This is a genomic window from Stenotrophomonas sp. WHRI 8082 (assembly GCF_040223995.2).
Classification (GTDB): domain Bacteria; phylum Pseudomonadota; class Gammaproteobacteria; order Xanthomonadales; family Xanthomonadaceae; genus Stenotrophomonas.
Genome location: NZ_CP167826.1, coordinates 1,586,343 through 1,609,157, shown reverse-complemented (window position 1 = coordinate 1,609,157; position 22,815 = coordinate 1,586,343). Strand labels below are relative to the sequence as shown.

21 protein-coding genes are annotated in these 22,815 nt (G+C 65.6%); 11 read left to right on the top strand and 10 right to left on the bottom strand.

Annotated elements, in window-relative coordinates:
* Positions 1 to 246: 246 nt before the first annotated feature.
* The 4 genes from ABRP17_RS07100 (at position 247) to ABRP17_RS07085 (ending at position 4,047) form a co-directional block, all read left to right on the top strand.
* A complete protein-coding gene (locus ABRP17_RS07100; RefSeq protein WP_349986001.1) occupies positions 247 to 579 on the top strand; it encodes a hypothetical protein in 333 nt (110 codons plus the stop codon).
* Between the two features lie 409 nt (positions 580 to 988).
* A complete protein-coding gene (locus ABRP17_RS07095; RefSeq protein WP_349986000.1) occupies positions 989 to 1,501 on the top strand; it encodes a hypothetical protein in 513 nt (170 codons plus the stop codon).
* 67 nt (positions 1,502 to 1,568) lie between these two features.
* Positions 1,569 to 2,165, top strand: a complete 597-nt coding sequence (locus ABRP17_RS07090; RefSeq protein ID WP_349985998.1) for a hypothetical protein — start codon at positions 1,569 to 1,571, stop codon at positions 2,163 to 2,165.
* Positions 2,166 to 2,256: 91 nt separating this feature from the next.
* Positions 2,257 to 4,047 (top strand): peptidoglycan-binding protein, encoded by a 1,791-nt coding sequence (locus ABRP17_RS07085; RefSeq protein WP_349985996.1) that lies wholly within the window; start codon positions 2,257 to 2,259, stop codon positions 4,045 to 4,047.
* A gap of 58 nt (positions 4,048 to 4,105) precedes the next feature.
* Here the strand turns inward: ABRP17_RS07085 and ABRP17_RS07080 are convergent, their stop codons facing one another.
* The gene (locus tag ABRP17_RS07080; RefSeq protein ID WP_188325313.1) at positions 4,106 to 4,363 is read right to left on the bottom strand and encodes an accessory factor UbiK family protein; all 258 of its coding nucleotides are present in this window, start codon (positions 4,361 to 4,363) and stop codon (positions 4,106 to 4,108) included.
* A gap of 99 nt (positions 4,364 to 4,462) precedes the next feature.
* On the opposite strand from ABRP17_RS07080, the gene ABRP17_RS07075 reads away from it, so the two are divergent.
* Together ABRP17_RS07075 and ABRP17_RS07070 are read left to right on the top strand one after the other, a co-directional pair.
* Positions 4,463 to 4,801 (top strand): P-II family nitrogen regulator, encoded by a 339-nt coding sequence (locus tag ABRP17_RS07075; protein WP_192082244.1) that lies wholly within the window; start codon positions 4,463 to 4,465, stop codon positions 4,799 to 4,801.
* A gap of 350 nt (positions 4,802 to 5,151) precedes the next feature.
* The gene (locus ABRP17_RS07070; protein WP_349986822.1) at positions 5,152 to 6,066 is read left to right on the top strand and encodes a transposase; all 915 of its coding nucleotides are present in this window, start codon (positions 5,152 to 5,154) and stop codon (positions 6,064 to 6,066) included.
* Between the two features lie 76 nt (positions 6,067 to 6,142).
* On the opposite strand, the gene ABRP17_RS07065 is transcribed toward ABRP17_RS07070, so the two are convergent.
* The gene (locus ABRP17_RS07065; RefSeq protein WP_349986762.1) at positions 6,143 to 6,808 is read right to left on the bottom strand and encodes a kinase; all 666 of its coding nucleotides are present in this window, start codon (positions 6,806 to 6,808) and stop codon (positions 6,143 to 6,145) included.
* 445 nt (positions 6,809 to 7,253) lie between these two features.
* Between ABRP17_RS07065 and ABRP17_RS07060 the strand changes: the two genes are divergently transcribed.
* On the top strand, positions 7,254 to 8,159 hold the full coding sequence (locus ABRP17_RS07060) for an aspartyl/asparaginyl beta-hydroxylase domain-containing protein (protein ID WP_188325310.1): 906 nt from the start codon (positions 7,254 to 7,256) through the stop codon (positions 8,157 to 8,159).
* A 148-nt stretch (positions 8,160 to 8,307) separates the two neighbouring features.
* On the opposite strand, the gene speE is transcribed toward ABRP17_RS07060, so the two are convergent.
* On the bottom strand, positions 8,308 to 9,162 hold the full coding sequence (speE, locus tag ABRP17_RS07055; RefSeq protein WP_188325304.1) for a polyamine aminopropyltransferase: 855 nt from the start codon (positions 9,160 to 9,162) through the stop codon (positions 8,308 to 8,310).
* Between the two features lie 175 nt (positions 9,163 to 9,337).
* On the opposite strand from speE, the gene speA reads away from it, so the two are divergent.
* Positions 9,338 to 11,227 carry an arginine decarboxylase gene (speA, locus tag ABRP17_RS07050; protein WP_188325303.1) on the top strand — a complete coding sequence of 630 codons (1,890 nt, stop codon included), beginning with the start codon at positions 9,338 to 9,340 and terminating at the stop codon, positions 11,225 to 11,227.
* Positions 11,228 to 11,298: 71 nt separating this feature from the next.
* Here speA and ABRP17_RS07045 read toward each other — a convergent pair whose 3' ends face one another.
* The 3 genes from ABRP17_RS07045 to ABRP17_RS07035 are packed head-to-tail and all read right to left on the bottom strand — an operon-like array spanning position 11,299 to position 13,597.
* Positions 11,299 to 12,627 (bottom strand): sensor histidine kinase, encoded by a 1,329-nt coding sequence (locus tag ABRP17_RS07045; RefSeq protein ID WP_349986765.1) that lies wholly within the window; start codon positions 12,625 to 12,627, stop codon positions 11,299 to 11,301.
* Positions 12,628 to 12,638: 11 nt separating this feature from the next.
* Entirely contained in the window at positions 12,639 to 13,301 is a 663-nt protein-coding gene (locus tag ABRP17_RS07040) for a response regulator transcription factor (protein ID WP_188325301.1), read from the bottom strand.
* The gene (locus ABRP17_RS07035; protein WP_188325300.1) at positions 13,301 to 13,597 is read right to left on the bottom strand and encodes a PepSY domain-containing protein; all 297 of its coding nucleotides are present in this window, start codon (positions 13,595 to 13,597) and stop codon (positions 13,301 to 13,303) included. Before ABRP17_RS07035 ends, ABRP17_RS07040 begins: the two co-directional genes overlap by 1 nt.
* A gap of 121 nt (positions 13,598 to 13,718) precedes the next feature.
* On the opposite strand from ABRP17_RS07035, the gene ABRP17_RS07030 reads away from it, so the two are divergent.
* Positions 13,719 to 14,162: a PepSY domain-containing protein gene (locus ABRP17_RS07030; RefSeq protein WP_188325299.1), complete on the top strand. Its 444-nt coding sequence runs from the start codon at positions 13,719 to 13,721 to the stop codon at positions 14,160 to 14,162.
* Positions 14,163 to 14,275: 113 nt separating this feature from the next.
* Here the strand turns inward: ABRP17_RS07030 and ABRP17_RS07025 are convergent, their stop codons facing one another.
* From ABRP17_RS07025 to ABRP17_RS07015, 3 genes are all read right to left on the bottom strand, one after another.
* Positions 14,276 to 14,776, bottom strand: coding sequence for a hypothetical protein (locus ABRP17_RS07025; protein WP_188325298.1), 501 nt, complete (start codon positions 14,774 to 14,776; stop codon positions 14,276 to 14,278).
* 328 nt (positions 14,777 to 15,104) lie between these two features.
* Positions 15,105 to 16,319: an FAD-dependent oxidoreductase gene (locus ABRP17_RS07020; protein WP_349986767.1), complete on the bottom strand. Its 1,215-nt coding sequence runs from the start codon at positions 16,317 to 16,319 to the stop codon at positions 15,105 to 15,107.
* A gap of 4 nt (positions 16,320 to 16,323) precedes the next feature.
* Positions 16,324 to 16,818, bottom strand: coding sequence for a lipocalin family protein (locus tag ABRP17_RS07015; protein WP_188325296.1), 495 nt, complete (start codon positions 16,816 to 16,818; stop codon positions 16,324 to 16,326).
* A gap of 162 nt (positions 16,819 to 16,980) precedes the next feature.
* Between ABRP17_RS07015 and ABRP17_RS07010 the strand changes: the two genes are divergently transcribed.
* Together ABRP17_RS07010 and ABRP17_RS07005 are read left to right on the top strand one after the other, a co-directional pair.
* The gene (locus ABRP17_RS07010; protein ID WP_349986768.1) at positions 16,981 to 17,229 is read left to right on the top strand and encodes a hypothetical protein; all 249 of its coding nucleotides are present in this window, start codon (positions 16,981 to 16,983) and stop codon (positions 17,227 to 17,229) included.
* A 120-nt stretch (positions 17,230 to 17,349) separates the two neighbouring features.
* A complete protein-coding gene (locus tag ABRP17_RS07005; RefSeq protein WP_349986770.1) occupies positions 17,350 to 19,722 on the top strand; it encodes a DUF3772 domain-containing protein in 2,373 nt (790 codons plus the stop codon).
* Between the two features lie 884 nt (positions 19,723 to 20,606).
* Here ABRP17_RS07005 and ABRP17_RS07000 read toward each other — a convergent pair.
* Positions 20,607 to 22,709 carry a phosphoglycerol transferase I gene (locus tag ABRP17_RS07000; RefSeq protein WP_349985792.1) on the bottom strand — a complete coding sequence of 701 codons (2,103 nt, stop codon included), beginning with the start codon at positions 22,707 to 22,709 and terminating at the stop codon, positions 20,607 to 20,609.
* Positions 22,710 to 22,815 lie beyond the last annotated feature (106 nt).

Genomic DNA, 22,815 nt, shown 5'->3' with positions numbered 1-22,815 from the left:
ATAGGTCCCGCTGGTGCCGCAACGCGCCAGCCGGGATTGCAGTCCCGCATGACTAAGCGTGATTACCTCTGTTTTGCCCTCACGGGCACGGCGGAGAATGCATCGTCCTGCCGGAACCATGGCGGGCGATGTGTGGGGATGTTTCTCAATCCGCCGGCTTTTCGCGCTTGCTCACCGGTACTGCAACCCGCATCGTCCGCCACCTTGCAATCAGGCAGGTGGCCACAACCCGATGTGAGGCCACCGATGCTGCAGAAATCCGTCGAACACCAAGAACGCACCCCGCCCACCAGCAAGCCCAGCGCGGCATTGCCTGATGCGCCGCGGCGCAGCCCCGAAGAGAGTGCCGCGCTGCTGACCAACTGCATGCGCGAAGGCGATAGCGAGGCCATGCTGTTCGTCCGCACGCTGGGCCTGCTCGCCGACGTGCATGGGATCAACGACATCGCCCGCGCCTGCGGTGGGCTGTCGGCCGATGCGCTGCGCCGGGAGCTGTCAGGGCAGCGGGCGCCGTCGCTGCAGACCGTGGTGAAGGTACTGCGCGCCATGGATCTTCGGTTCCGCGTGCGGCCTTCGTAGCGCGCTCGCAACGCCTACCGGATCAGGCCGGCCAACACGACGTTTGTTTGACCAGCACGCCGTAACCAAGCAGGCATCCTGCCGCTTGGGCGGCGTGCTTTTTTGTGCGCAGCGCCCAGGATGGACGGTCTCTGGGTGCGGAGCTGCCAAGCAGTGCTCGTACGCACTGCTGCCGCGACCCAAGCAACCTCTCCAATGTTCTGGGCGGTCACGCCGGCCAGGCCGCGCTGCGCGTCGTTAGCCGGTCCCCATAGCTTTGCTATATCCGGAGAGAATTGCCCTGGAGTGATTTGTAAACCCAATCGAATCAGACGCTTAGCCCCTGTCTACAGCCCTTAACACGCGGCACGTTATTCTCCGCCCACATGCGCGCCACTTGCGGCGACGCACGACCGATCAGGAGGATCCGTTGTTCAAGTCCCGCTCCCTTACCCTGCTGGCGTTGTCCTTGGGCCTGGCCCTGTCCGCCTGCAAGCCCACGCCTTCGGCCGAAACGACCGCTGCGGCCGATCCGGCGGCGGCGACGCCTGCTGCTGCGCCGATTACCGCTACCGCGGCTGACACCACGGCGGCGCAGTGTCCGCATGCCGATTTCAACGCCTTCCTGACCTACTTCAGCAATGACATCGCCCTGCAGGAGAAGTCGGTAGCGGATCCGCTGACGGTTGAATCGGTGGATGCCGAGGCGCAGCCCGAGCCGCGCCCGGTCACCAAGCAGGTGCCGCTGGCCGAGGTGGAATGGCCGGTGATGCCCGACACGGCCACGTTGCCGCGTCAGGGCCGGGAAATGCAGGTGACCCCGCAGGCCGATGGCAGCGTGCAGGTGCGCATCAACAAGCCGGACACCAGCGATCAGCAGACCTATACCTTCGCGCAGAAGCCGTGCTGGCAGCTGCAGAAGGTGGTGGACGAGTCGATCTGACCCACGCCCTTTGAACTGAGCCCGGCGCAGCCCGCTGACCGGCCTGCGCCTTTTCACGGAGCAGTACATGACGACAAAAATGGTCGCACCTGCCTTGGCGCTGATGCTGCTCACCGCATGCAATGCGCCGGACGCAACCGCCCCCGCCGCGGCACCGGCCACCGCTGCGCCGATGGCTGCTGCGGCAACGCCCGCACCGCCCACTGCACCTGCGTCGGCCGCTTCTGCGGCCACGCCCACCATCCCCCATCAGGACGAGACAGGAATGCACATCGAATGCCAGGGAACCCGCCTGACCGTGGCGGGTCTGCCTGCTGCCGGCAACGACGCCTCGCCGCAGACCCGGCTGGACCTTGAGAAAGACGGCCAGACGCGCAGCCTCGACAAGCCGGCCGAAATGGCCGACTACACCGCCGTGGGCCTGGCCTGCGTGCAGGACAAGGACGGCGCACCGTACTTCGTCGTCCAGTACGGCGAGCTGCCCTTCGGTTGCCAGTTCTGCGAGTGGTTCTATCTGTATGACGCGCAGGGCAAGCAGCTGACCCACAGCACCCCGCCGTTGCGTGGCGAGGGCGATGCGCAGGAACCCAACAACGACGAATACGAGCAGTGGTTGAGCAAGCTCGGCGTGAATCATCCGGAGGTGACGTACTTCAAGCCTTGACGCGTTCAGGGATCCCGGCAACGGGATCCTCGCAACATGGAGCAACACCCCTTAAGGAAATTCCCTTTTTCATAGAATGGATCGCACCGCTATGCCTGACATCTACCAAGACATGGTCCAGCCCCGCGGGGCTGGTTACCGCAGTGATCAGATCAAACCCTACAGCCACTATCGTGAGCCGATCGACCAGACCGATGGCCGCCTGCACGGCGAGTCGCGGCGCTGGGGTGATGCCACCCCGGAAGTGCAATCGCGTGTCATCGATACGCTGATTGAATCGTCGCGGGACGCCGGGCTGTCGCCGCGCGAAACCGCGCACGTGCTGGCCATTGCCCGCGTGGAATCCGGCTTCAATCCGGATGCTGCGGCAGGCACCACGTCGGCCTCTGGCCTGGGCCAGTTCATCGACGGCACCGGCAGTGCCTACGGCCTGGGCAATCGCAACCGCTTCGATGTGGAAGCGCAGTCCGACGCGTTGGTGAAGCACTTCATCGACAACCGCGAACTGGCCCAGCGTCGCGGCCAGGGCGAGGAGTACATCTACAAGTACCACCACGATGGCCCGACCCGCGATTACGGCGGTCTGGGCTTGGCAGAGCGCAAGGTGCTGCCGCATCTGGATGAGTACACCCGGTTCGTCAACGAGCGCTTGTCGCAGTCGCAGGGACAGACCCAGGCACCCGCGCAGACCCCATCGCAGGGCCCGGCACAGTCGACCGTGGGTGCTGCGGCGGCGGTGGGTGCTGCGGCAGGGGCCGGTGTGGCCGCGCTGCATCAGGCGCAGCCGGCCAGCCAGCAGTCGGCCAGCTCGTTCCAGCACACCATGCAGGTGATGCTGCCGCCGCAGAATGGCGTCAAGCCGCACATCACCGGCCACTACGGTGAAGAGCGCGGGCACAAGGACCACGGCGGCACCGACTTCAACTACGTCGGTGGCCAAGCCGGGCGCAACCTGCAGCATCCGACCATCAACGCGCCGATCTCCGGCAAGGTCACCTTCGCCGGCGGCACCTACGGCACGGTGAAGATCCAGGACGCGCAGGGCAATTCGCACGAGATCCTGCACATGCAGGGCGTGCAGGTGAAGGACGGCCAGCAGATCGAGGCCGGCCAGCCGATCGGCACGATGGGCGGGCGCGGCCCGAATGGCGCTGACCAGTATGCGCAGCACGTGCATTACCAGCTGCGCGATCCCAGCGGCAAGCTGCAGAGCCCGGAAGCGTTCTGGGACCAGCGACGGGTGCAGGATGCGCCGGCAGGCCAGGCGCGGGGCGAAGAGGCCTCGTCGGTGCTGCGTCATGGCGCACGCGGTGAGGATGTCACGCGCCTGCAGAAAGAGCTCAACCAGGCCGGCGTACGCGATGCCCAAGGCAAGCCGCTGGCCGAAGACGGACGTTTCGGTGACAACACCCGCGAAGCGCTGACCGCGTATCAGCGTGCCCAAGGCCTGAAGGCCGACGGCGTGGCTGGGCCGCAGACGCTGGGTCGGCTTGCCGAGCCGAAGCCCGCGGCGGACAGCCATTCGCACGCAGCGCCTGCACGTGGCCCGCAGCTCGGCGAACCGGGCCACCGGGACACGCCATTGCATGCGGCCATCCGCGCGCAGTTGCCGTCCGCGGTGTCCAACGACATGGCCGCGCACGTTACGCGCACGGCCAAGGAAGCGGGCATCGACAGTCCTGAGAAGCTGCAGTCGGTGGCGGTGCAGGACGGCAAGGCGTTCGTCATGGGGACCACGCCGGGCTTCCGCGCGATGGTGGACATGAGCCAGCCGGCACCTCCGGCCGAGCAGACCAGTGCGGCCCTGCAGGGCGAGAAGTTGAGCGCCCAGGTACAGCAGGGGCAGGAAGAGCAGCAGCGCGCCGCGGTGGCGATGCGCTGACTGCGGGGTCAGCTCCTTTCGCTTGGCGGAAGGAGTCTGGCCCGTCATCAGCCGGGTATCACGCCGATGGCGGGGTACCCGGCTTCTCCATTTCCGCGACGGCGCGTTCCAGCGCTTCCAGCTTTTCCCGTGTGCGCAGCAGTACCGCGCGCTGCACGTCGAATTCTTCGCGGGTCACCAGGTCCAGCTTGCCCAGGCCGGCCTGCAGGGCGGTCTTGAACGTGGACTGCAGTTCTTCGCGCGATTGACGCAGGCCCGGCGGCACCAGATCGCTCAGGCGGCGGGCGAGGTCATCAAGATGGTTGAGGTCGATCATGGGGGCTCCTGGCCTGTCCGTGGCTGACAAGGATACTGCTGCATCGCGCCGGACGCTGGCAGGCGCTATCCTCGCGACCGGAGCAACGGAGTAAATACGATGAAGATGGTCATGGCAGTGATCAAGCCGTTCAAGCTTGATGATGTGCGTGAAGCACTGGCCGAGCGCGGTGTCACCGGCATCACGGTCACCGAGGTGAAAGGCTTCGGCCGGCAGAAAGGCCATACCGAGTTGTACCGCGGCGCCGAGTACGTGGTCGATTTCCTGCCGAAGGTGAAGCTGGAAGTGGCGGTCACCGATGACCAGGTCGAGGCGGTGGTGGAATCCATCGTCAAGGCCGCCGGCACCGGCAAGATCGGCGACGGCAAAGTGTTCGTCTATGAGTTGGGCAGCGTGGTGCGCATCCGCACCGGCGAGCTGGACGGCGACGCCCTGTAACGCGCCACGAAGCCGGACCGGCGCGGGGGACGGCGGGGGAACGACTTCGGAACTACGCGCGGCGACGGGGGGGGAACGGCCGGGGTAGAGCCGACTTCAGTCGGCTGCTGTGTGGTGAACCCAGCCGACTGAAGTCGGCTCTTATCTCTTCGAGATCTGGCACTTTAGGTGCCGAGAGCCCGGCGCGGGCGACCGTTCGGCTCTAGGTCTTCGCGATCGCTTGGTAGCAAGGATCCCCGCGCCGGTCTTCTCCCTGATCCGCCCGAACAGTTGATCGAGTTGGCGCTCGTAATGATAAGACTGGGCAAGCGGGGGGAGCTCTCGACCCTGTCAGCGTACCGGAGATTGCCATGTTTGGGATCGGGATCGACGTAAGTAAGGACCGTCTGGACGTTGCCGTGCACGAGCAGCAGTTCCGCCACTTCAGCAACAGCAAGCGCGGCTTTGAAGCATTGGTTCGCTGGCTGCAGAAGTGGCCGGCCAAGCAGGTCGTGCTTGAAGCGAGCGGAGGTTACGAGCAGGCAGCCCTGGATGCGCTTCATGAGGCCGGCCTGCCAATGGTGCGGATCAATCCAGGCAGGGCGCGCAGCTTCGCCAAAGCCACTGGGCAGCTGGCTAAAACGGACCGGATCGATGCGATGGTGCTGGCGCAGATGGCACACCTGTTGAAGCACACTCGATATACACCAGAAGCGCCATGGCAGCGAAAACTAGCTGAATTTTCACTGCGCCGGCGTCATCTGGTGCAGATGCGTAGCAGTGAAAAGCAGCGCATGCGTGCATTCAGCGAGCCAGCTCTCCAGGTGATGATGCACAGCCAACTGGAGTACTTGGACGAGCAGATCCGCGTGCTGGACAAGGCAATCGCCGAACAGCTCAGGAATCAGCCCAGTTGGAACAGCTTGGTGGAGATGAAAGGCGTGAGCACGGTTGTGATGACCACGCTTGCTTGTGAACTGCCGGAGCTGGGAAAGCTGAGTGGCAAGGCAATATCCGCCTTGGTCGGCGTAGCCCCCATGAACCGCGAGAGCGGCTCCTGGCAGGGGCGTCGACGCATCACGGGCGGCCGCGCGGTCGTACGGCAAGCGCTCTACATGGCCGCCTTGTCAGCCTGCCGGTATGAGCCGCAATTGCGTGACTTCTTTAAATCCCTGAAAGCAAAAGGCAAGCCGGGGAAAGTTGCCCTGGTTGCCGTCATGCGCAAAATGCTGGTCATCCTGAATGCCCGCAAACGCGACGCGGAGGCCATGATGGCCTCCGCCTGACAACACAGTTGCTACCTCTGGCTCTACCAGGTAGCGCCGAGCCACGCTCGGCGAGCGCAGCAGCGCTCTACCGCCCTCAGCGCCGCTTCGCCCACGCGTAGAACCGCTTCCACCCGTGGCGAACGACCGCCACCCAGCCGGGATCCGCAACGCGCGCGGCCAAGGCCGCACTCGGCCGTTGGCCGGTCAGGCGCTGGCGCATCTTCACCAGGTTCTTCAGGTCGCTGCGGCTGAGCTGCCGGGTGATCGGGTTGCGGCGCAGCCAGCGCGGGGTGCGCCAGGCCGAGGTGAAATCCAGCAGCACCGGTACGCCGGCGCTCACCACCACGTTGGTGCCGTGCAGGTCGTTATGGGTGATGCCTGCGGCGTGCAGCCGGTCCAGCGCATGCTGCAACTGCTCGAAGACCTCCCCGCCGACCGCCTGTGCGGTACTCAGGGTCTGGCCGGGGATGTACTCCATGCCCAGAGCGAGTCCGCCGATGGTGCCCAGCAGAGCGGGCGCGTGCTTCCAGCCACTCAGCCGTTGCAGCATGTGCGCTTCGTGCCGGACCAGCACGCGGGCGAGCAGCGATACCGGCGTACCGCGATACCGGGTGTAGTCCTTGACCACGGCGGGCTGTCCGTCGAAGCAGGTGCGGTAGACATCCGGTTCCAGGAACCGTTCGCCGCGCTTGAGCAGCAACGGCGGCAACGCGGAATCGTCGCCGCAGTCAGGGGAGGGGGTAAACGTGGGGGCGTTCATGACGTTCTCTGACAGCCCGGTGGGTGGCGCAGAGCGTCAAGCGAACCGGTAAAGGGGGGACTAGCTAAACTTTCGTTAATTTTAATACTGGTGAGTTCGCTAATCCATGCGTTGACGGCTTTGCCACCGGAACAGTGTGTGCCTGCTCTTCGGACAATTGAGTCTCACTCATTATTTTTTGCGTTTCCATGTATCTACCGCCAACATCCCCGGGAATCGTCCGGCATCACATCTCCTGATTAAGGGCGCCTGCGCGATATCCGGCAGCATCTGGCGATCAAGCAGCGCTTGACCCGGGCCCCGCACCTGCCGACCATTACCTGTTACCTGCGCGCAGGACGGGCCGCCCCTTCATCGGCACGTCCCCCGATCCTGCGCCAACGGCCCCGGTCCGCGCCGGCACCGCCCCTGCAACCTGCGTCCGGTCACCGCCGGAGGAAACCCAATGATCAAGATCGTGCTGGCCGTGCTGTTCGTCGCCTGCGTGCTGTACATCCATTACCGCGGAAAGGTCCGCGCCCGCTGGTCGCGTCAGCTGCTGGACCATTCCAGCTTCATGGCCCCGATCAACGTGGTGATGTACCTGTTTTCCAAGGTGCCCACCACGCCGTTCCTGGATCCCGGCAAGGAGTTCCCGCAGCTGGAGCCGCTGCGCCAGAACTGGCAGGTGATCCGCGATGAGGCGCTGGCGCTGCGCGATGCACAGAAGATCGCGGCATCGAGCAGCTTCAACGATGCGGGGTTCAACTCGTTCTTCCGCCGTGGCTGGAAGCGGTTCTACCTGCGCTGGTACGGCCCGTCGCACCCGTCGGCCAAGCAGTTCTGCCCGCAGACGGTGGCGCTGATCGAATCGATTCCCGATGTGCGCGCGGCCATGTTCGCGCAGCTGCCGCCGGGCAGCGAGCTGCGTCCGCACCGCGACCCCTTCGCCGGTTCGCTGCGCCTGCACTTGGGCCTGAGCACGCCGAACGATGACCGCTGCTATATCGAAGTGGACGGGGTGAAGAAGAGCTGGCGTGACGGCGAGTGGATGATGTTCGACGAGACCTACATCCATCACGCGCACAATGAAACTGACCAGGACCGGGTGATCCTGTTCTGCGATATCGCCCGCCCGCTGCGCTTCGGGCTGCCGATGCTGTTCAACCGCGCGGTGGCCTCGACCCTGCTCGCGGGCGGCGCGTCGCCGAACCTGCCGGGTGATCCGACCGGTGGCGTGAACAAGGCCTTTGGTGGTGTGTACAAGGTGCGACTGAAGGCCAAGGCGCTGCGCGCGCGCAGCCCGCTGGCCTACCACGTGATCAAGTGGGGCTTGGTGGTCGCGGTGATCGCGGGGATCTGGGCGATCTGAATGAAAAACCCGCGCTGTGATGCGCGGGCTTTTTGGGTGCCGTGGTGATGTGCCGGTGGCGTGTTGATTGGGTAGAGCCGACTGAAGTCGGCTCTACCGTAATTCCAGCCAGCTAGCCGACTGAAGTCGACTCCATCCGTCGGGCCGATCAGCCTTTCAGTGCGGCCTGCACGAACGGCGGAGTCACCAGCACGCCGGTGTGCAGCGCGGCGGTGTAGTACAGGGTGTCGAACCCCTTGGCGGCGGCGTCGGACTGGCGGAAGTCGAATCCGCTTTCGCCCTTGCGTGCCAGCGTCACGCTCCACCAGCCGGTGGGGTAGCACGGCTGCGGGAACGGCAGGGTCTTGAACGAGCCGAAGCCGGCCTTGCCCATTTCCGTGCGCATTTCGTTGATCAGGTCCAGCTGCATCAGCGGCGATTCGGACTGCTGCACGAGGATGCCGTCGTCCTTCAGGGCCTTGAAGCAGCTCTCGTAGAACGCCTTGTTGAACAGGCCTTCGCCCGGACCGACCGGATCGGTGGAATCGACGATCACCACGTCCACGCTGCCGGCCGGGCAGTTGGCCATGTAGGCTACGCCGTCGTCGAACATCAGCTCGGCGCGCGGGTCATCGTTGGAATCGCATAGTTCCGGGAAGTGCTTGCGCGCCATCACCGTGACCTGCTCATCGATGTCGCACTGGGTGACGCTCTGCACGCCCTTGTGCTTGAGCACTTCGCGCAGGGTGCCGCAGTCACCGCCACCGATGATCACCACGCGCTTGGGCGCGGCGTGGGTGAACAGCACCGGGTGGCTGATCATCTCGTGGTAGAAGAAATTGTCCTTGCTGGTCAGCATGATGGCCCCATCGATGGTCATCAGGTTGCCCCAGTCGGTGGTCTGGAAGATCTCGATCTTCTGGAAGGGCGACTGCACTTCGTCCAGCTTGCCGGTGATGCGGTAGCCGATCGCCGAGCCGGTGCGCTCGAAGTGCTCGATGTACCAGTTGTTGTTGTCAGTCATGGAGAAGCAATCCTGTTGTGAGGATGGGAAGCCGGGCGGGCGGCGGCAGGCCGCGTGGCGACCGACCCGTTCAGGTCCAGGGCAGCGACCACGGGCGCGGGCGCGCATGATAACGAACCCTTCGTCGATCAGGGGTTATCATGCACCCCCTTTTTTACCAACCAGGCCGACTTCAATGACCGATTGGTCCCTCGACCAAGCCCGCAAGACCTACTCGATCCCGCATTGGGCGGACGGTTACTTCGATGTGGATCAGGCCGGGCACATGGTGGTGAGGCCGACCGGGGCCGATGGTCCGGTGGTTTCGCTGCCAGATGTGGTAGATGCGGCGCGCGCCAACGGGGCCAAGCTGCCCTTGCTGGTGCGCTTCCCGGACATCCTGGGCCAGCGCCTGGGCAAGCTGCAGGCCGCCTTCAAGCAGGCACAGGCTGACTGGGAGTACCCGGGCGGTTACACGGCCGTGTACCCGATCAAGGTCAACCAGCACCGCGGCGTGGCCGGGACCTTGGCCAGCCACCACGGCGAGGGCTTCGGCCTGGAAGCGGGCAGCAAGCCGGAACTGATGGCCGTGCTGGCGCTGTCGCGCCCGGGCGGGCTGATCGTCTGCAACGGCTACAAGGATCGCGAGTACATCCGCCTGGCACTGATCGGGCGCAAGCTCGGCCTGCAGACCTACATCGTCATCGAGAAGCCGTCCGAGCTGAAGCTGGTGCTGGAGGAATCCAAGGCGCTGGACGTGATGCCGGGCCTGGGCGTGCGCATGCGTCTGGCCTCGCTGGGTGCGGGCAAGTGGCAGAACAGCGGCGGTGACAAAGCCAAGTTCGGCCTGTCCCCGCGCCAGCTGCTGGATCTGTGGAAGTCGCTGCGCGATACCGAATATGCCGACTGCCTGAGCCTGCTGCATTTCCACATGGGCTCGCAGATCTCCAACGTGCGCGACATCGCCAACGGCATGCGCGAAGCGACGCGTTACTTCGTGGAAATGTCGCAGCTGGGCGCGAAGATCACCCACGTGGACGTGGGCGGTGGCCTGGGCGTGGATTACGAAGGCACGCGTTCGCGCAGTTTCTGCTCGATCAACTACGGCCTGAACTCGTATGCCGGCAGCATCGTGCAGCCGCTGGCCGATGCCTGCAAGGAACACGGCCTGACCCCGCCGCGCATCGTCACCGAATGTGGCCGGGCGATGACCGCGCACCATGCGGTGCTGATCGCCAACGTGTCCGAGGTGGAGCAGGCGATGGAAGGCCGCGTGCCGGACCAGCACGATGACGAGCCGGCATCGATCCGCCACCTGCGCGAGATCCATTCCGAGCTGGGCGAGCGTCCGGCGATAGAACTGTTCCAGGAAGCGCAGCATTTCCACGCCGAAGGCCTGTCCAGCTATGCGCTGGGCCAGATCGACCTGCCGCAGCGCGCGCGTATCGATGACTTGTTCTATGCCATCGCCCATGCCGTGCGTGCGCGCCTGAGCTTCGACGAGAAGAGCCACCGTCCGGTGCTGGATGAGCTCAATGAACGGCTGGTGGACAAGTACTTCGTCAACTTCAGCGTGTTCGAGTCGATCCCGGATGTGTGGGCCATCGACCAGGTGTTCCCGATCGTACCGATCGAGCGCCTGGACGAGCAGCCGGACCGTCGCGGCATCATTGCCGACATGACGTGTGATTCGGATGGCATGGTGGAAACGTACGTCGGCAATGAGACGCTGGACAGCTCGTTGCCGCTGCATGCGCTTCGCTCTGGCGAGAGCTACCGTATCGGGTTCTTCATGGTGGGTGCCTACCAGGAGATCCTCGGCGACATCCACAATCTGTTCGGTGATACCGATGCGGTGGAAGTGCGTGCGACGCAGGGCGGCTATGCGATCACCCAGCAGCGTCGCGGTGACACCACCGATGTGATGCTGGATTACGTGGGATACAGCCTGGACGAACTGCGTGCGACCTATGCCGAGCGCGTGGCGGCAGCGGACCTGAGCGCCGAGCGCGCGCAGGAACTGGCTGATGCGCTGGAAACGGGCTTGACCGGGTACACCTACCTGTCCGACGAACCGTTGGTGTAAGCGGGGGACCCGGTAGTGACGGCCGCTGGCCGTCATCTGGTTGACGGCCAGCGGCCGTCACTACCGGCGGGTCAGCCTGCCGGCAACCACAGGGTGGCCCGCAGGCCGGGGTGGGCGTTGTCGAGCGCCAGCTCGCCGCCGTGGCTGGCGGCGATGTCGGCCACGATGGCCAGCCCCAGGCCGCTGCTGTTTTCGCGCTGGTCCAATCGGACGCCACGCTGCAGCACTGCCTGCAGTTGGGTCGGCTGCAGGCCCGGGCCGTCGTCCACCACGTCGATACGCAGCCGGCCGCCTTCTGCGTGGGCAAGCACCTGCACCTGCTGGGTGGCCCATTTGCCTGCGTTGTCCATCAGGTTGCCCAGCATCTCCTCCAGGTCCGCCGCATCACCGGCGAACTGCAGCGCAGGATCGATGTCCTCGCTGGCGAACGCCACGCCGCGCCCGGCATGCACGCGCGCCATCAGCCGACACAGCGCGGACACCACCGGGGCCACGTCCGCGCGCTGCCGGTGATCGACCGCCAGCCCCGCCGCGAGATACCGGTCGATGCTGCCCTGCATGCGGGCACCCTGCTCGCGCACGGTCTGCCGCCACGTGGCCTGGGCTGCATCGTGGTCCGCCTCGGCCGCCAGCACGGTCAGCGGTGTCTTCAGTGCGTGCGCCAGATCCTGGGCGCTGGTGCGGGCACGCGCCACCATGCGCTGGTGATGGTCGAGCAGCGCATTGAGCTCATCGCCCAGCGGCGCGATCTCCGCACTCAGTCCGGCGGTATCCACGCGCTGCGCGTCGCCGCGCCGCACGCGTTCCACCTGCTGCCCGAGCCGACGCAATGGGCGCAGGCCGAAATGGATCTGGCTGGCCAATACGGCAAGCCAGGCGGCGACCAGCACCGCCAGCGCCAACGCACTGCGCTGCCGGAACTGCGCCACCTGCGCCTGCAGGTCGCTGCGATCCAGCGCGACCAGCAGCTGCAGCGGGGCGTGTGCACGCGGAAGCCTGACCTCGCGCGCCAACACGCGCAGCGGCTGCTGCAGCGGGCCTTCGATGTCACTGGCGGTGCCCTCGCCGGGGGCTACCGGCGCGGTGAGGCTCTGGTCCCACAGCGACCGTGACTGCAGCAGCGGCGCGCCATCGGCGCTGCTCAGTTGCCAATAAGCGCCGGAGAACACGCGCTGGAAGCGTGCTTCATTGGGCTCTTGCCGCAACACCACGCGCCCTTCGGCATCCACTTCGGCCTGCGCGAGAACGGTCAGCAGGTCCTGTTCCAGCGCAGCATCCAAGCTGTCACGCGCGGCGCGCTCGAACAGGTGTCCCAGCAGGGCGCTGGCAAGCGCTGTCACCAGCAGCAGACCGAGGCCACCGGCCAGCAACAGACGGTTGCGCAGCGACGCACGCTTCATGCCCGCGACCTTCATGCCGGCGCGGTCAAGCGCCAGCCCTGGCCGCGCACGGTCTGGATCAGATCGACGCCGAGTTTGCGTCGCACCCTGCCCAACAGCACGTCCAATGCATTGGAGTCCGGATCGAATCCGCTGTCGAACACATGCTCACCCAGCCGCTCGCGGCCGATCACGCTGTCCGCGTGGTGGATGAAATAGCCGAGCAGCCGGAACTCCTGCGGGCTGAGTGCCAGCTCGTGGCCATCGAGGCTGAAACGCCCTGCGTTGACGTCCAGCTGCAGGGGCCCACACTGCAGGCGCGGACTGGCATGGCCGGTGCTGCGACGGATGAGGGCGCGCAGGCGCAGCACCAGTTCATCCGGCTGGAACGGTTTGGTCAGGTAGTCGTCGGCACCGGCATCGAAGCCGGCCAGCTTGTCGTGCCAGCGTCCGCGCGCTGTCAGCACCAGCACGGGGAAGCCCCGCCCGTTGGCGCGCCAGCGCTCGATGATGCTCAGTCCATCAAGCCCCGGCAGGCCCAGGTCGACGATGGCGGCCTGGATGTCCTCCACTTGGCCGTGCTCTTCAGCAAGACGACCATCGGTGAAGGCATCCACTACATAACCAGCCTGCTCCAGCAGGGGCTGCAGGCGCTGCGCCAGTTCGGTGTCATCCTCGGCCAGCAGGATCCGCATCAGTCATCCAGTTCGGTTTTAAGCAGCTTGCCGCTGCGGGCATCATAATCCAGCTCGACGACCACGCCGTCCGCGCGCAGGATCTCGACCTCGTACACGCCGTCGTCCAACTCCACTTCCAGCAGTTTGCCGGGATGGCGGCGGACGGCATCGCGCACCACGTTTTCCAGCGGCACATAGCGGCCCTGCTCGACGGCGCGACGCGCGGTCTGCTGGGCATGGTCGTCGCCAGCGACTGCCGGCACGATGGGCAGCAGGGCCAGGGCAACGATAAGGGCGGCTTTGTACGGATACATGGGCGTAGTAATAGCGCGGCCGACTAACCGTTGGCTAACAGCGTGGGCTAAGCAGCTGTTAGGTGGGGTACGCAGACTGTGTTGGCCGGACCTGCATTGGTCTACCTCCCAGGAGAACCCCATGAAGAAGCTGTCCCTGATCGCCACTGCTACCGTCGCCGCCCTGCTGGGCACCGCTGCCGCCGCCCATGCCGCCCCGCTGGGCCTGGCCCAGGTGGAACAGAAACTGCGCGATGCCGGCTACAGCCGCATCCATGAAATCGAGAAGGACGATGGCCTGTGGGAAGCGGACGTGACCCGCGACGATGGTCGTTTCCGCGAGGTCTATGTCGACCCGAAGACCGGCGAGATCTTTGACGAGTTCGATGGCCGTGCACAGCTGAGCATCGATCAGCTGCTGGCGAAGGCGAAGGACCAGGGCCTGCGTGAGATCCATTCGGTCGAGCGGGACGGCGCGACGTGGAAGCTGGAAGCGCGGAATGACCGCAACCAGAAAGTGGACGTGCGCCTGAGCGGGCATGACGGCCGGCTGCTGGCCAGCGAGCGTGATGGCTGGTTGGATTGATTCACGCCGAAGGCGGATCCCGGACTGGGAGCGCCGAGCCATGCTCGGCGAGCGCAGCGGCGAACGGGTCAGGATCCCGCGACGTGCCCAGATCCCGCCCAGCGTGGCGGGGCTTACCAGCCGAACGGTGGCGGGCGGTCCCAGTACCCCGGGCCGGGACCGAAGTCGCCGCCGTAACCGCCACCCCAAGGGCCGTAGAACCCGGGCCCCTTGCCTTCGCTGACATGGATGTTGACGTTCACGCCGCGGGTCTTGCCCTCGTCGGTGGTGTAGTTCTTGCTGAGGTTCAACGAGGCGGCGTTGTAGTGGCTGTTGCCGTAGCCCTCGGAATAGCCGATGCCGGTGCTGACACTGCCTGATACGCGCAGCTTGTCATCGGTGACCTCGGCCACGCGTCCGTCCTCGCCACGCGGCAGCGGGCCGCTCTTGTCGCCGTAATAGGTGCCCGGTGCGTCCTGCTGGAAGCTGGGATCGTTGAGATAGCGCAGCGGCTCGCTGGGTACGGCCAGATTGAGACCGGTCGCGGACTGCGGGCCGGTGGCACCGGCTGCACTCTGCGCCATCACCAGGGACGGTGCGCAGGCCAGGCAGAGCAGGATCAGGGGGCGGATCATGACGGAACGCTCCAGCAGCGGACGGGGCAGGGCACGCGGCCCTCATGGCGACGCTAGCAGCTGCAGCTTGAATGATGCCTGTCGTTGCGCGGTTGCGGTAGCCGTGCGGTGGTGGCCCGGGCGGGGCCGGACGGCCGGCGGCTGATGGGAAGGCGCCGCGTTGCTCGCCGAGCGTGGCTCGGCGCTACCGTCAGGGTGTCGTACGGGCGGTCAGCGGTAGCGTGCGGTGGTGGCCCGAGCGGGGCCGGACGGCCAGCGGCTGATGGGAAGGCGCCGCGTTGCTCGCCGAGCGTGGCTCGGCGCTACCGTCAGGGTGTCGTACGGGCGGTCAGCGTTCCAGCCGCTCAAACGAGAACAACGCTTGCAGCGGGTGGCGTCGGCGTTCGATGTTGGCACGCAGCAGCCCGGCGCCGATCGTCGAATAGGTGATGCCGTTGCCACCGTAGGCCATCGCGAACTGCACCCTCGGGCCCCATTGCGCGTGCACGCCGAAGAAGGGCAGACCGTCCGCGGTTTCGGCGAACGTCCCGGCCCACGCAAACGCCGGAGTGGGATCCAGCGCAGGGAACCACTGCTTCAACCCTTTCAACAGCTTCTTCGACTTGCTGTCCACCCGCCGGTCGCGGCGCGCGGGCACATCCACCGTGTCGTCCAGGCCGCCCAGCAGCAGTCGCTTGTCGCCCGTGCTGCGCAGGTAGAGGTAGGGGCGTGCGCTCTCCCACACCATCGTGCTGGCCAATGCGCCCAGTTCGTCTTCGTGCAGGGGGTCGGTGATCAACGCGTAGCTGCTGCGATTGCGCGCGACGCGCTTGTCCAGCCACTGTTGGTTGGCGTAACCCTGCGCCAGTACCACGTGCTTCGCGCGGATCTCCACCCCGGATTCGGTGCGGGCGGTGACGCCGCGTGTGGTGGGCTGCAGGGCATGCAGCACGGTGCGGTCATGCACGTGGCCACCGCGCCGTTTTACCCGCTCCAGCAAGCGGTAGGTCAGGCAGTAAGGATCGACACGGGCGGCCTGACGGGTCAGCAGCGCGCCGGCGCCGTCCATGCCCATGCGCTCGCGCAGCGCGTCGCTGTCCAGCCAGCGCGCATCCAGCCCGTGTCGTCGGCGTGCGGCACCTTCGTCCTGCAGCACCGCCACATGGCGCGACTTGCTGGCCAGGTACACGCTGTCCATCTGTTTGAAGTCCACCCCGCGCAGGCCGGATGTCACCTCGCGCAGCTGTGTCAGCGCGTCCGCACAGGCCTGGTAGGCCAGTGCGGCATCGTCCTCGCCGTACTGCTTGGCGAGGTCCACCAAGTGGGTATCGATCTCATACTGCAGCAGCGCCGTGCTGGCTGCCGTGCTGCCCCAGCCGATGTCGCGCTGTTCGATCAGCACCACCTCGTGCCCGTGGGCGGACAGTTCATCGGCAATCAGGGCGCCGGTGATGCCTCCCCCCACGATCAGCACGTCGCAGTGCAGGTCGGCCTCCAGCGGAGGAAACGCCTGGATCAGCCCATTGCGGATGGACCAGTACGGGTAGCCACTCTTCAGGTCCATGGGATCAGGCCGTCGGGTTGCCGGTGTGCGGGGTATCAATCAGTTTGGACAGATCGAAGCCCTGCTGGCGCGCAGTGGCCAGATAATGATCGCGGATGGTCTTGTCCAGGTGCGGGGTACGCGAGAGCAACCACAGGTAGTCACGATCCGGGCTGCCGACCAGCGACACGCTGTAGTCGGGCGCGATCTGGATGACCCAGTAGTCGCCCTTGGTGAAGGGCAGCCAGCGCAGGCCCTTGGGCAGGAAGCTGACGGCAAGCCGGGCGCTGTCATTGTCGACCACGCTTGCTTCGCCGATGGCCTCCTCGATCTCGCCCTCCATGCGGCAGCGGTTGTGCACGCGGATGTTGCCGTCGTCCTGCAGGCTGTAATGGGCCGACACATCGGTGCAGGCCTCCGGCTCGTGGCGCATTGGCAGGCGCGCGATTTCGTACCAGGTGCCGAGGTAGCGCGGCAGCTTGAGATCGGGGACGGTCTTGAGGTCGTTATGGGCGGTCATGGGTCTTGTCCCTGAAGGGGTAGGCCACCTTGCCGCCCGTGCCGACATGGACAGGTGAAACCGCCTTCTCGTGGCGTAGCCGCAACGCTGCGTAACAGGGGATGGCTTTAACGGGCCGCTGTGCGGGCCCATGCTGATGGCACGTACCAAGGAGTGATGCTGATGTACCAGGTGATCCTGCTGAAAACCGAATCCAGTTTCGAACGCGCCCGCTGGGCGCAGGCCGAGGACGTGGTGGAGCACGACGGCGTGACCTATACGCTGCGTGCCGGTCCGCGCCAGCCGCTGCCGACCGACCACGCGTGGGACCCCATTGCGGTGTATGCCCCGGAAGAGATCCCGGAAGAGGATTTCCAGGACTGGTACCTGGCCCAGCAGCCACAGGTGGAAGAGCTGCGCCTGAAGTACTGATCCGTTCACCACGTGGGTCGTCGTATAGTCCGCGCACGCGCGGTGGTCCGTGCATGACGGTGCCTTGTTTTGTCTCTTTCCAGCCTGATAGCCAAGCGCGGTGCCATTGCCGGCCTGCTGATGTTCCTGTTCCTGCTCAGTGCCCCCTTGTTGGCGCAGGAGCCGGCCGAGCTGACCCCCGAAGCGCAGGTGACCCGGGCGGAGGCCACGCTCAAGGCCGCCCGGGCATCGCTGGAGGACGCCGAGACCCCCGACACGCTGGCGACGCTGAGCGAGCGCGCGCAGTCGGCCAAGGATGATGCGAATGCGGCGGCCAAGGCGCTGCAGCCGCAGTTGGCGCAGCTGACCGAACAGTTGGTGCCGCTGGGCGAGGTGGCCGAGGGCAGCACCGAGGCCCGCGAAGTGGCCGTGCAGCGGACGAGTCTGACCAAGCAACGCAACGCGGTAGACGGCACGATCAAGCGCGCCGAGCTGGCCGTGGTCAACGCCAACCAGCTCACCGCTGACATAGAAAAACTGCGCGCCAGCCAGTTCAGCGAAGAGCTGGGCCGCAAGGTGGCCTCGCCGCTGTCACCGGCCCTGTGGGCACAGGTGGCGGCGACGGCACCGACCGATACCACCCGGGTGCTGGCCCTCTATCGGCTGGGGACAGGCGCCGTACGCGATGCGGTGAAGCGCAAGGGCTGGGGCCTGCCGCTGCTGGGCCTTGGCGTTGCCCTGGTGCTGTTCTTCCCTGTGCGACTGTGGCTGCGCGCGCTGGGACGGCGGTACGCGGCCGCAGAGCATGCCCCCAAGGGCCGCCTGCGCCGCACCGGTCTGGCCGTGTGGCTGCTGGTGGTCGGCACGCTGCTGCCGGGGCTTGCTGCGTGGGCGCTGGTGTCGGCGATGGATGCGGTGGGGGCCATCCCGCCGCGTCTGCAAACCCTGTCCAACTATTTCCTGGGGGCGACGTGTTTCTCCGCCTTCATCGTGGCGCTGAGCTCGTGTCTGCTGGCCCCGAAGCGCCCGTCGTGGCGGCTGCTGGAGCTGGACGACCGGGCCGCCGGCAACCTGCGCAAGTATGCGTGGAGCGCGGCAGTGGTGAGCTGGGTAAGCATCATGCTGGCGGCCGTGGATCGGGCGGCGCGCACCAGTGAGATCAACACCATCGCCCTGGACGGGGTGATCGCACTGATCTACCTGTGCCTGATCATGGCCATGCTGGTGACCTTGTCCCGTCTGCATCGGCGGCAGACCGCCGAGGCCGCCGAGCGTGCCGAAGCGCAGGCTGCCGATTCGCGTGCACGCGGTCCGGCCCAGCGCAGTGGCTGGATCGTACTGACCCGCGTTGCCGGCAACGTGGTGGTGGTGGCGGCGATCATTGCCTCGCTGCTGGGCTATCTCAATTTCGCCAAGTTCGTGACCTCGCAGCTGGTCTGGGGCGGCATCGTCGCGCTGACGACCAGTCTGCTGCTGAAATTCGCCGATGACCTGTGCACGTGGATGTTGCATCCCGACAGCCGGGTTGGCCGTACCGTGGTGCTGACCACCGGCTTGAGCGCGGCGCAGGTGGAACAGGCGGGCGTGCTGTTGTCTGCGTTCAGCCGCATCGCGCTGGTGCTGATGGCGCTGCTGATCTTCACCGCACCGTTCGGCAATGTCGGATCGGTTCTGGGCAGTGTAGAGGCACTGTCGAACGGCATCCCGATCGGCCCGAACATCAGGCTGCAGCCCGGCAAGATCCTGCTGGCCGTGGTGGTGCTGCTGGCTGGCCTAGCGCTGATGCAGGCCCTGCAGCGCTGGCTGGTCGATACCTACCTGCCGAAGACCGAGCTGGACTCGGGTGCGCAGAACTCGATCAGTACCGTGGCGCGCTATCTGGGCATCATCCTGGCGGTGCTGTGGGCGCTGGGTGCACTGGGTATCGGCTTCGGGCAGCTGGCGCTGGTGGTCAGTGCGTTGTCGGTGGGTATTGGTTTCGGCCTGCAGGCGATCACGCAGAACTTCGTGTCTGGTTTGATATTGCTGGCCGAGCGGCCGGTGAAGATCGGTGACTGGATCAAGATCGGTGACCAGGAAGGCGACATCCGCCGGATCAACGTGCGCTCCACCGAGATCACCGTGGGCGACAAGTCGACGCTGATCGTGCCGAACTCGGAGCTGATCACCAAGACGGTGCGCAACATGACCATGGGCAGCGCGCAGGGCCGCATCCAGATCCAGTTCACCCTGCCGTTGAATGCAGACGTGGCAGCGGTGAAGCAGGTGCTGCTGGACAGTTACGAGGCGCATTCGAGCGTGTTGAGCGACCCGGCGCCATCGGTGTTCATCGATTCGATCAGCGGTGGCCAGGTGGCGATCAACAGCTTCGCCTACGTGCCCAGCCCGCGGCAGGTATATGGCACCCGCAGCGACCTGTTCTTCACCCTGCTGCAGGAATTGGCCGCGCGGGATATCGCGTTGTCTGCGCCCACGGACATCCACTTGATACGTGACCCCGACGCCGCAGGTTGAGTCTGCGGCTCGGGTTTGAGCACTTGCAGCTGCAAGTGCAGCAAGCAAAGGCAACAGCAACGGCAATAGCTGCAGGGCTGTGTGCTGGTGGGGCGGGGTGGGTTGGCGGGGGACGGCAAGGGCCGCATCCATGCGGGCCTCGTTTCGCGCCATCCATGGCGCTCAACGCCCCCGCCAACCCACCCCGCCCCACCTTCGACAGGTCCATGGCGGCCATGGAAGTTGTCGGACATGCGGACATGCGGACATCGGTAGCGCCGACCCATGGTCGGCGAGCGCAGCGGGTCGTTGGCGGAAACATTCCGCCGAGCACGGCTCGGCGCTACCGCCTTAATTGATCCGTGGCCGCTGCTGCGGCCGAAGTTGGTAGCGCCGACCCATGGTCGGCGAGCGCAGCGGGCCGTTGGCGGAAACATTCCGCCGAGCACGGCTCGGCGCTACCGCCTTAATTGATCCGTGGCCGCTGCTGCGACCGAAGTTGGTAGCGCCGACCCATGGTCGGCGAGCGCAGCGGGTTGTTGGCGGAAACATTCCGCCGAGCACGGCTCGGCGCTACCGCCTTAATTGATCCGTGGCCGCTGCTGCGGCCGAAGTTGGTAGCGCCGACCCATGGTCGGCGAGCGAAGCGGGCCGTGGGCGGAGACTTTCCGCCGAGCACGGCTCGGCGCTACCGCTCTTTCTTCATTTTTTCTGCGCGGGTGGAGGGCACCGAAACCTGTCAGAGGGCCGGGTGGTGGGGCTGGGCGGGGGCGTTGAGCGCCATGGATGGCGCGAAACGAGGCACGCATGGATGCGGCTATTGCCGTCCCCCGCCCAGCCCCACCGCCCGGCCCAGCACCAGATACAGCCCCCCCCACTCACGAGGGGCTCAGCCGTTCGACCCACTATCCGCGTGGACGCCGCGATGGCACCAGCGCGAAGGTATCCACGGCAAGCTTCTCGGCATGGTTCAACCATGCGCGGATCTCAAGATCATCCACTTCATGATCCAACCCAAAGCTCAGGTTGATGCGGCCGCTCGCATCGGGCTGAACCCACTGCTGGGCGAGCACCACCTGCCGCTGCGATGACACTGCTTCGATCCAGAAGCCCCGCTGCGGCTGTGTACTGGCCACCAGTTCCAGCATGTACTGGCCAGCACGGGTACGACGGCCTTTGTCGGTGATCATGTGGGCCTGGCGAACGCTCGGACGCGGACCATCGAAGGCATCCAGCGCTGCATCCACCTGCACACCACCGCGCAGGTCATCATCGCGATACAGCTTGATCCCGTTTTCGCGGTTGACCAGCAACGCGCACCAGTCACCGTCGGCCGAGCCATCCTCAAAGGCGGTGCAGCGGTCTACATACGCCAGCGTGCTGTCCTTGTCAGCTTCATCGAACTGACGCGACGTGTTTTCCAGGTAGACCGTCTTCAGTGCCCAGTCCTTGTCGTACTCGAGCAGCACCGGCGGCTGCACATGTTGCACGCCGACGATCACCTGGTTGCTGTCGTCGATGCGCAGTTCGCGCGTTGGCTCGCCCAGCCACAACGAGCGGGCAAAGGCGAGGTACTTGGGATAGTCGCGTCCGTTGTCCTTGCGTGCGGCGACACTGGCGCTGGCCGGCCGCTGCGGATCGATCAACGAGCGGCCGAAGCCGATGCGCTGGATGGCAGGATCCAGCAGGCTGAGCAGGGTCGCCCCGCTATCCAGCGTGGTGGCATCGTCCACCTGCAGCTGGCGCGGCTCGATGTCCTTGCCGACGAACAGCAGCAGGTTCTCGCGCTCCTGCTTGGCCAGCACGTGGCTGAGGTCGTTCGGCATGGCCAGGTGATCGGATGACACGACGATCAACGTGTCCTTGCCATGCGGGCTGGCCTGGATACGCTCCACCAGTTGCGAGATCAGGCGATCCGTGCACTTCAGCGCGTTGAGCAGGCCGATGTTGCCGTGCGGGCTCTCGTAGCGTTCGTTCCTGCACGACACCGGCAGGTGGCCGGCCGGGTGATGGGTGTCCATGGTCAGCGTGGTGAGCATGAAGGGTTCGCCGGCACGTGACAGCTGCTCGAAGCGGCGATAGGCGGTATCCAGCAGCACGTCATCGTGCACGCCCCACGCGGAGTAATGGATGCGACCGACCTTCTTCTGCTGTTTGAACCAGGCAAGGTCGTGCACTTCGTCAAAGCCATGGCTGGCGAGGAACTGCCCCTTGCCGGCGAACTGACCGTTGGCGCCACCCAAGTAGTGGTTGGTGTAACCCTGCTGCTTGAGGTAGTCGCCCAGGCAGACCGCCTTGGGCAGGAAGCTGCCCATGCGGTCCATGCTGTTCTCATCGCCCTGTGCGGTCGTCAGTGGTACGCCACACATCGATGCGACCAGTCCTGCGATGGTCCAGCCGCTGCCCTCCGGCGAATCCAGACCGCGCACATCCAGCGAGCGCGCCGCCAAGCGGTTGAGATTCGGCATCAGGCCGGGGAATACGCTCTCGTCGAGATAGGTGCGTTCCAAGCTTTCGCCGTAGATCCAGACGATGTTGCGCGGGCGCTGCAGCGGCTGCGTCGGCACCTGGTATTCCGGGGCGATCTCAGCGAAATCGACCGGGCGCAGCTGGTAGTAAAGACGCTGGCCGTCGGCGAACAGCGGGCTGACACACACGGCCAGCAACCATAGTCCCGCGAAGCTGGCGAACAGTGTCTTGCCGCGGCCGGGTCGTTGCCAGCGTTTGATGCGTACAAGGGCGAACGGCAGCAGGGACACCAGCAGCAGGGCGATGTAGCCCGCGATGACCTGCTTGAAATCGGAGACACCGGCGCCTTCCATATCGGCGCCCAAGTGGTACAACGTGGCCGCATTCAATCCGTCGCCGGACAGCTGGTCCACCAGCCACCAGGTGCTCAGGGCGATCAGCAGTACCGAAAGCAGGCCGGCCTTCCACCACAACCATTTACTGGAAACCAGCAACAGCCAGGCAAGCACGAACAGCGTAAGCAACAAAATCCAGAGCATGGGCATATTCGGCAGTGACGGAGGTGGTGATGGACGTCGTACCGACGCGTGTCCATCTCGACCGGACTGCCAACCACAACAACATGACAGACCGATGACCCGATCA

Coding starts and splice junctions, on each gene's coding strand:
- speE (WP_188325304.1), bottom strand. CDS start 9,162: ATGACTGACAACAACAACTGGTACATCGAGCACTTCGAGCGCACCGGC.
- ABRP17_RS07010 (WP_349986768.1), top strand. CDS start 16,981: ATGTACCAGGTGATCCTGCTGAAAACCGAATCCAGTTTCGAACGCGCC.
- ABRP17_RS07015 (WP_188325296.1), bottom strand. CDS start 16,818: ATGACCGCCCATAACGACCTCAAGACCGTCCCCGATCTCAAGCTGCCG.
- ABRP17_RS07020 (WP_349986767.1), bottom strand. CDS start 16,319: ATGGACCTGAAGAGTGGCTACCCGTACTGGTCCATCCGCAATGGGCTG.
- ABRP17_RS07025 (WP_188325298.1), bottom strand. CDS start 14,776: ATGATCCGCCCCCTGATCCTGCTCTGCCTGGCCTGCGCACCGTCCCTG.
- ABRP17_RS07040 (WP_188325301.1), bottom strand. CDS start 13,301: ATGCGGATCCTGCTGGCCGAGGATGACACCGAACTGGCGCAGCGCCTG.
- ABRP17_RS07075 (WP_192082244.1), top strand. CDS start 4,463: ATGAAGATGGTCATGGCAGTGATCAAGCCGTTCAAGCTTGATGATGTG.
- ABRP17_RS07100 (WP_349986001.1), top strand. CDS start 247: ATGCTGCAGAAATCCGTCGAACACCAAGAACGCACCCCGCCCACCAGC.
- ABRP17_RS07005 (WP_349986770.1), top strand. CDS start 17,350: ATGTTCCTGTTCCTGCTCAGTGCCCCCTTGTTGGCGCAGGAGCCGGCC.
- ABRP17_RS07060 (WP_188325310.1), top strand. CDS start 7,254: ATGATCAAGATCGTGCTGGCCGTGCTGTTCGTCGCCTGCGTGCTGTAC.
- ABRP17_RS07090 (WP_349985998.1), top strand. CDS start 1,569: ATGACGACAAAAATGGTCGCACCTGCCTTGGCGCTGATGCTGCTCACC.
- ABRP17_RS07035 (WP_188325300.1), bottom strand. CDS start 13,597: ATGTATCCGTACAAAGCCGCCCTTATCGTTGCCCTGGCCCTGCTGCCC.
- ABRP17_RS07070 (WP_349986822.1), top strand. CDS start 5,152: ATGTTTGGGATCGGGATCGACGTAAGTAAGGACCGTCTGGACGTTGCC.
- speA (WP_188325303.1), top strand. CDS start 9,338: ATGACCGATTGGTCCCTCGACCAAGCCCGCAAGACCTACTCGATCCCG.
- ABRP17_RS07065 (WP_349986762.1), bottom strand. CDS start 6,808: ATGAACGCCCCCACGTTTACCCCCTCCCCTGACTGCGGCGACGATTCC.
- ABRP17_RS07045 (WP_349986765.1), bottom strand. CDS start 12,627: ATGAAGCGTGCGTCGCTGCGCAACCGTCTGTTGCTGGCCGGTGGCCTC.
- ABRP17_RS07085 (WP_349985996.1), top strand. CDS start 2,257: ATGCCTGACATCTACCAAGACATGGTCCAGCCCCGCGGGGCTGGTTAC.
- ABRP17_RS07030 (WP_188325299.1), top strand. CDS start 13,719: ATGAAGAAGCTGTCCCTGATCGCCACTGCTACCGTCGCCGCCCTGCTG.
- ABRP17_RS07080 (WP_188325313.1), bottom strand. CDS start 4,363: ATGATCGACCTCAACCATCTTGATGACCTCGCCCGCCGCCTGAGCGAT.
- ABRP17_RS07000 (WP_349985792.1), bottom strand. CDS start 22,709: ATGCTCTGGATTTTGTTGCTTACGCTGTTCGTGCTTGCCTGGCTGTTG.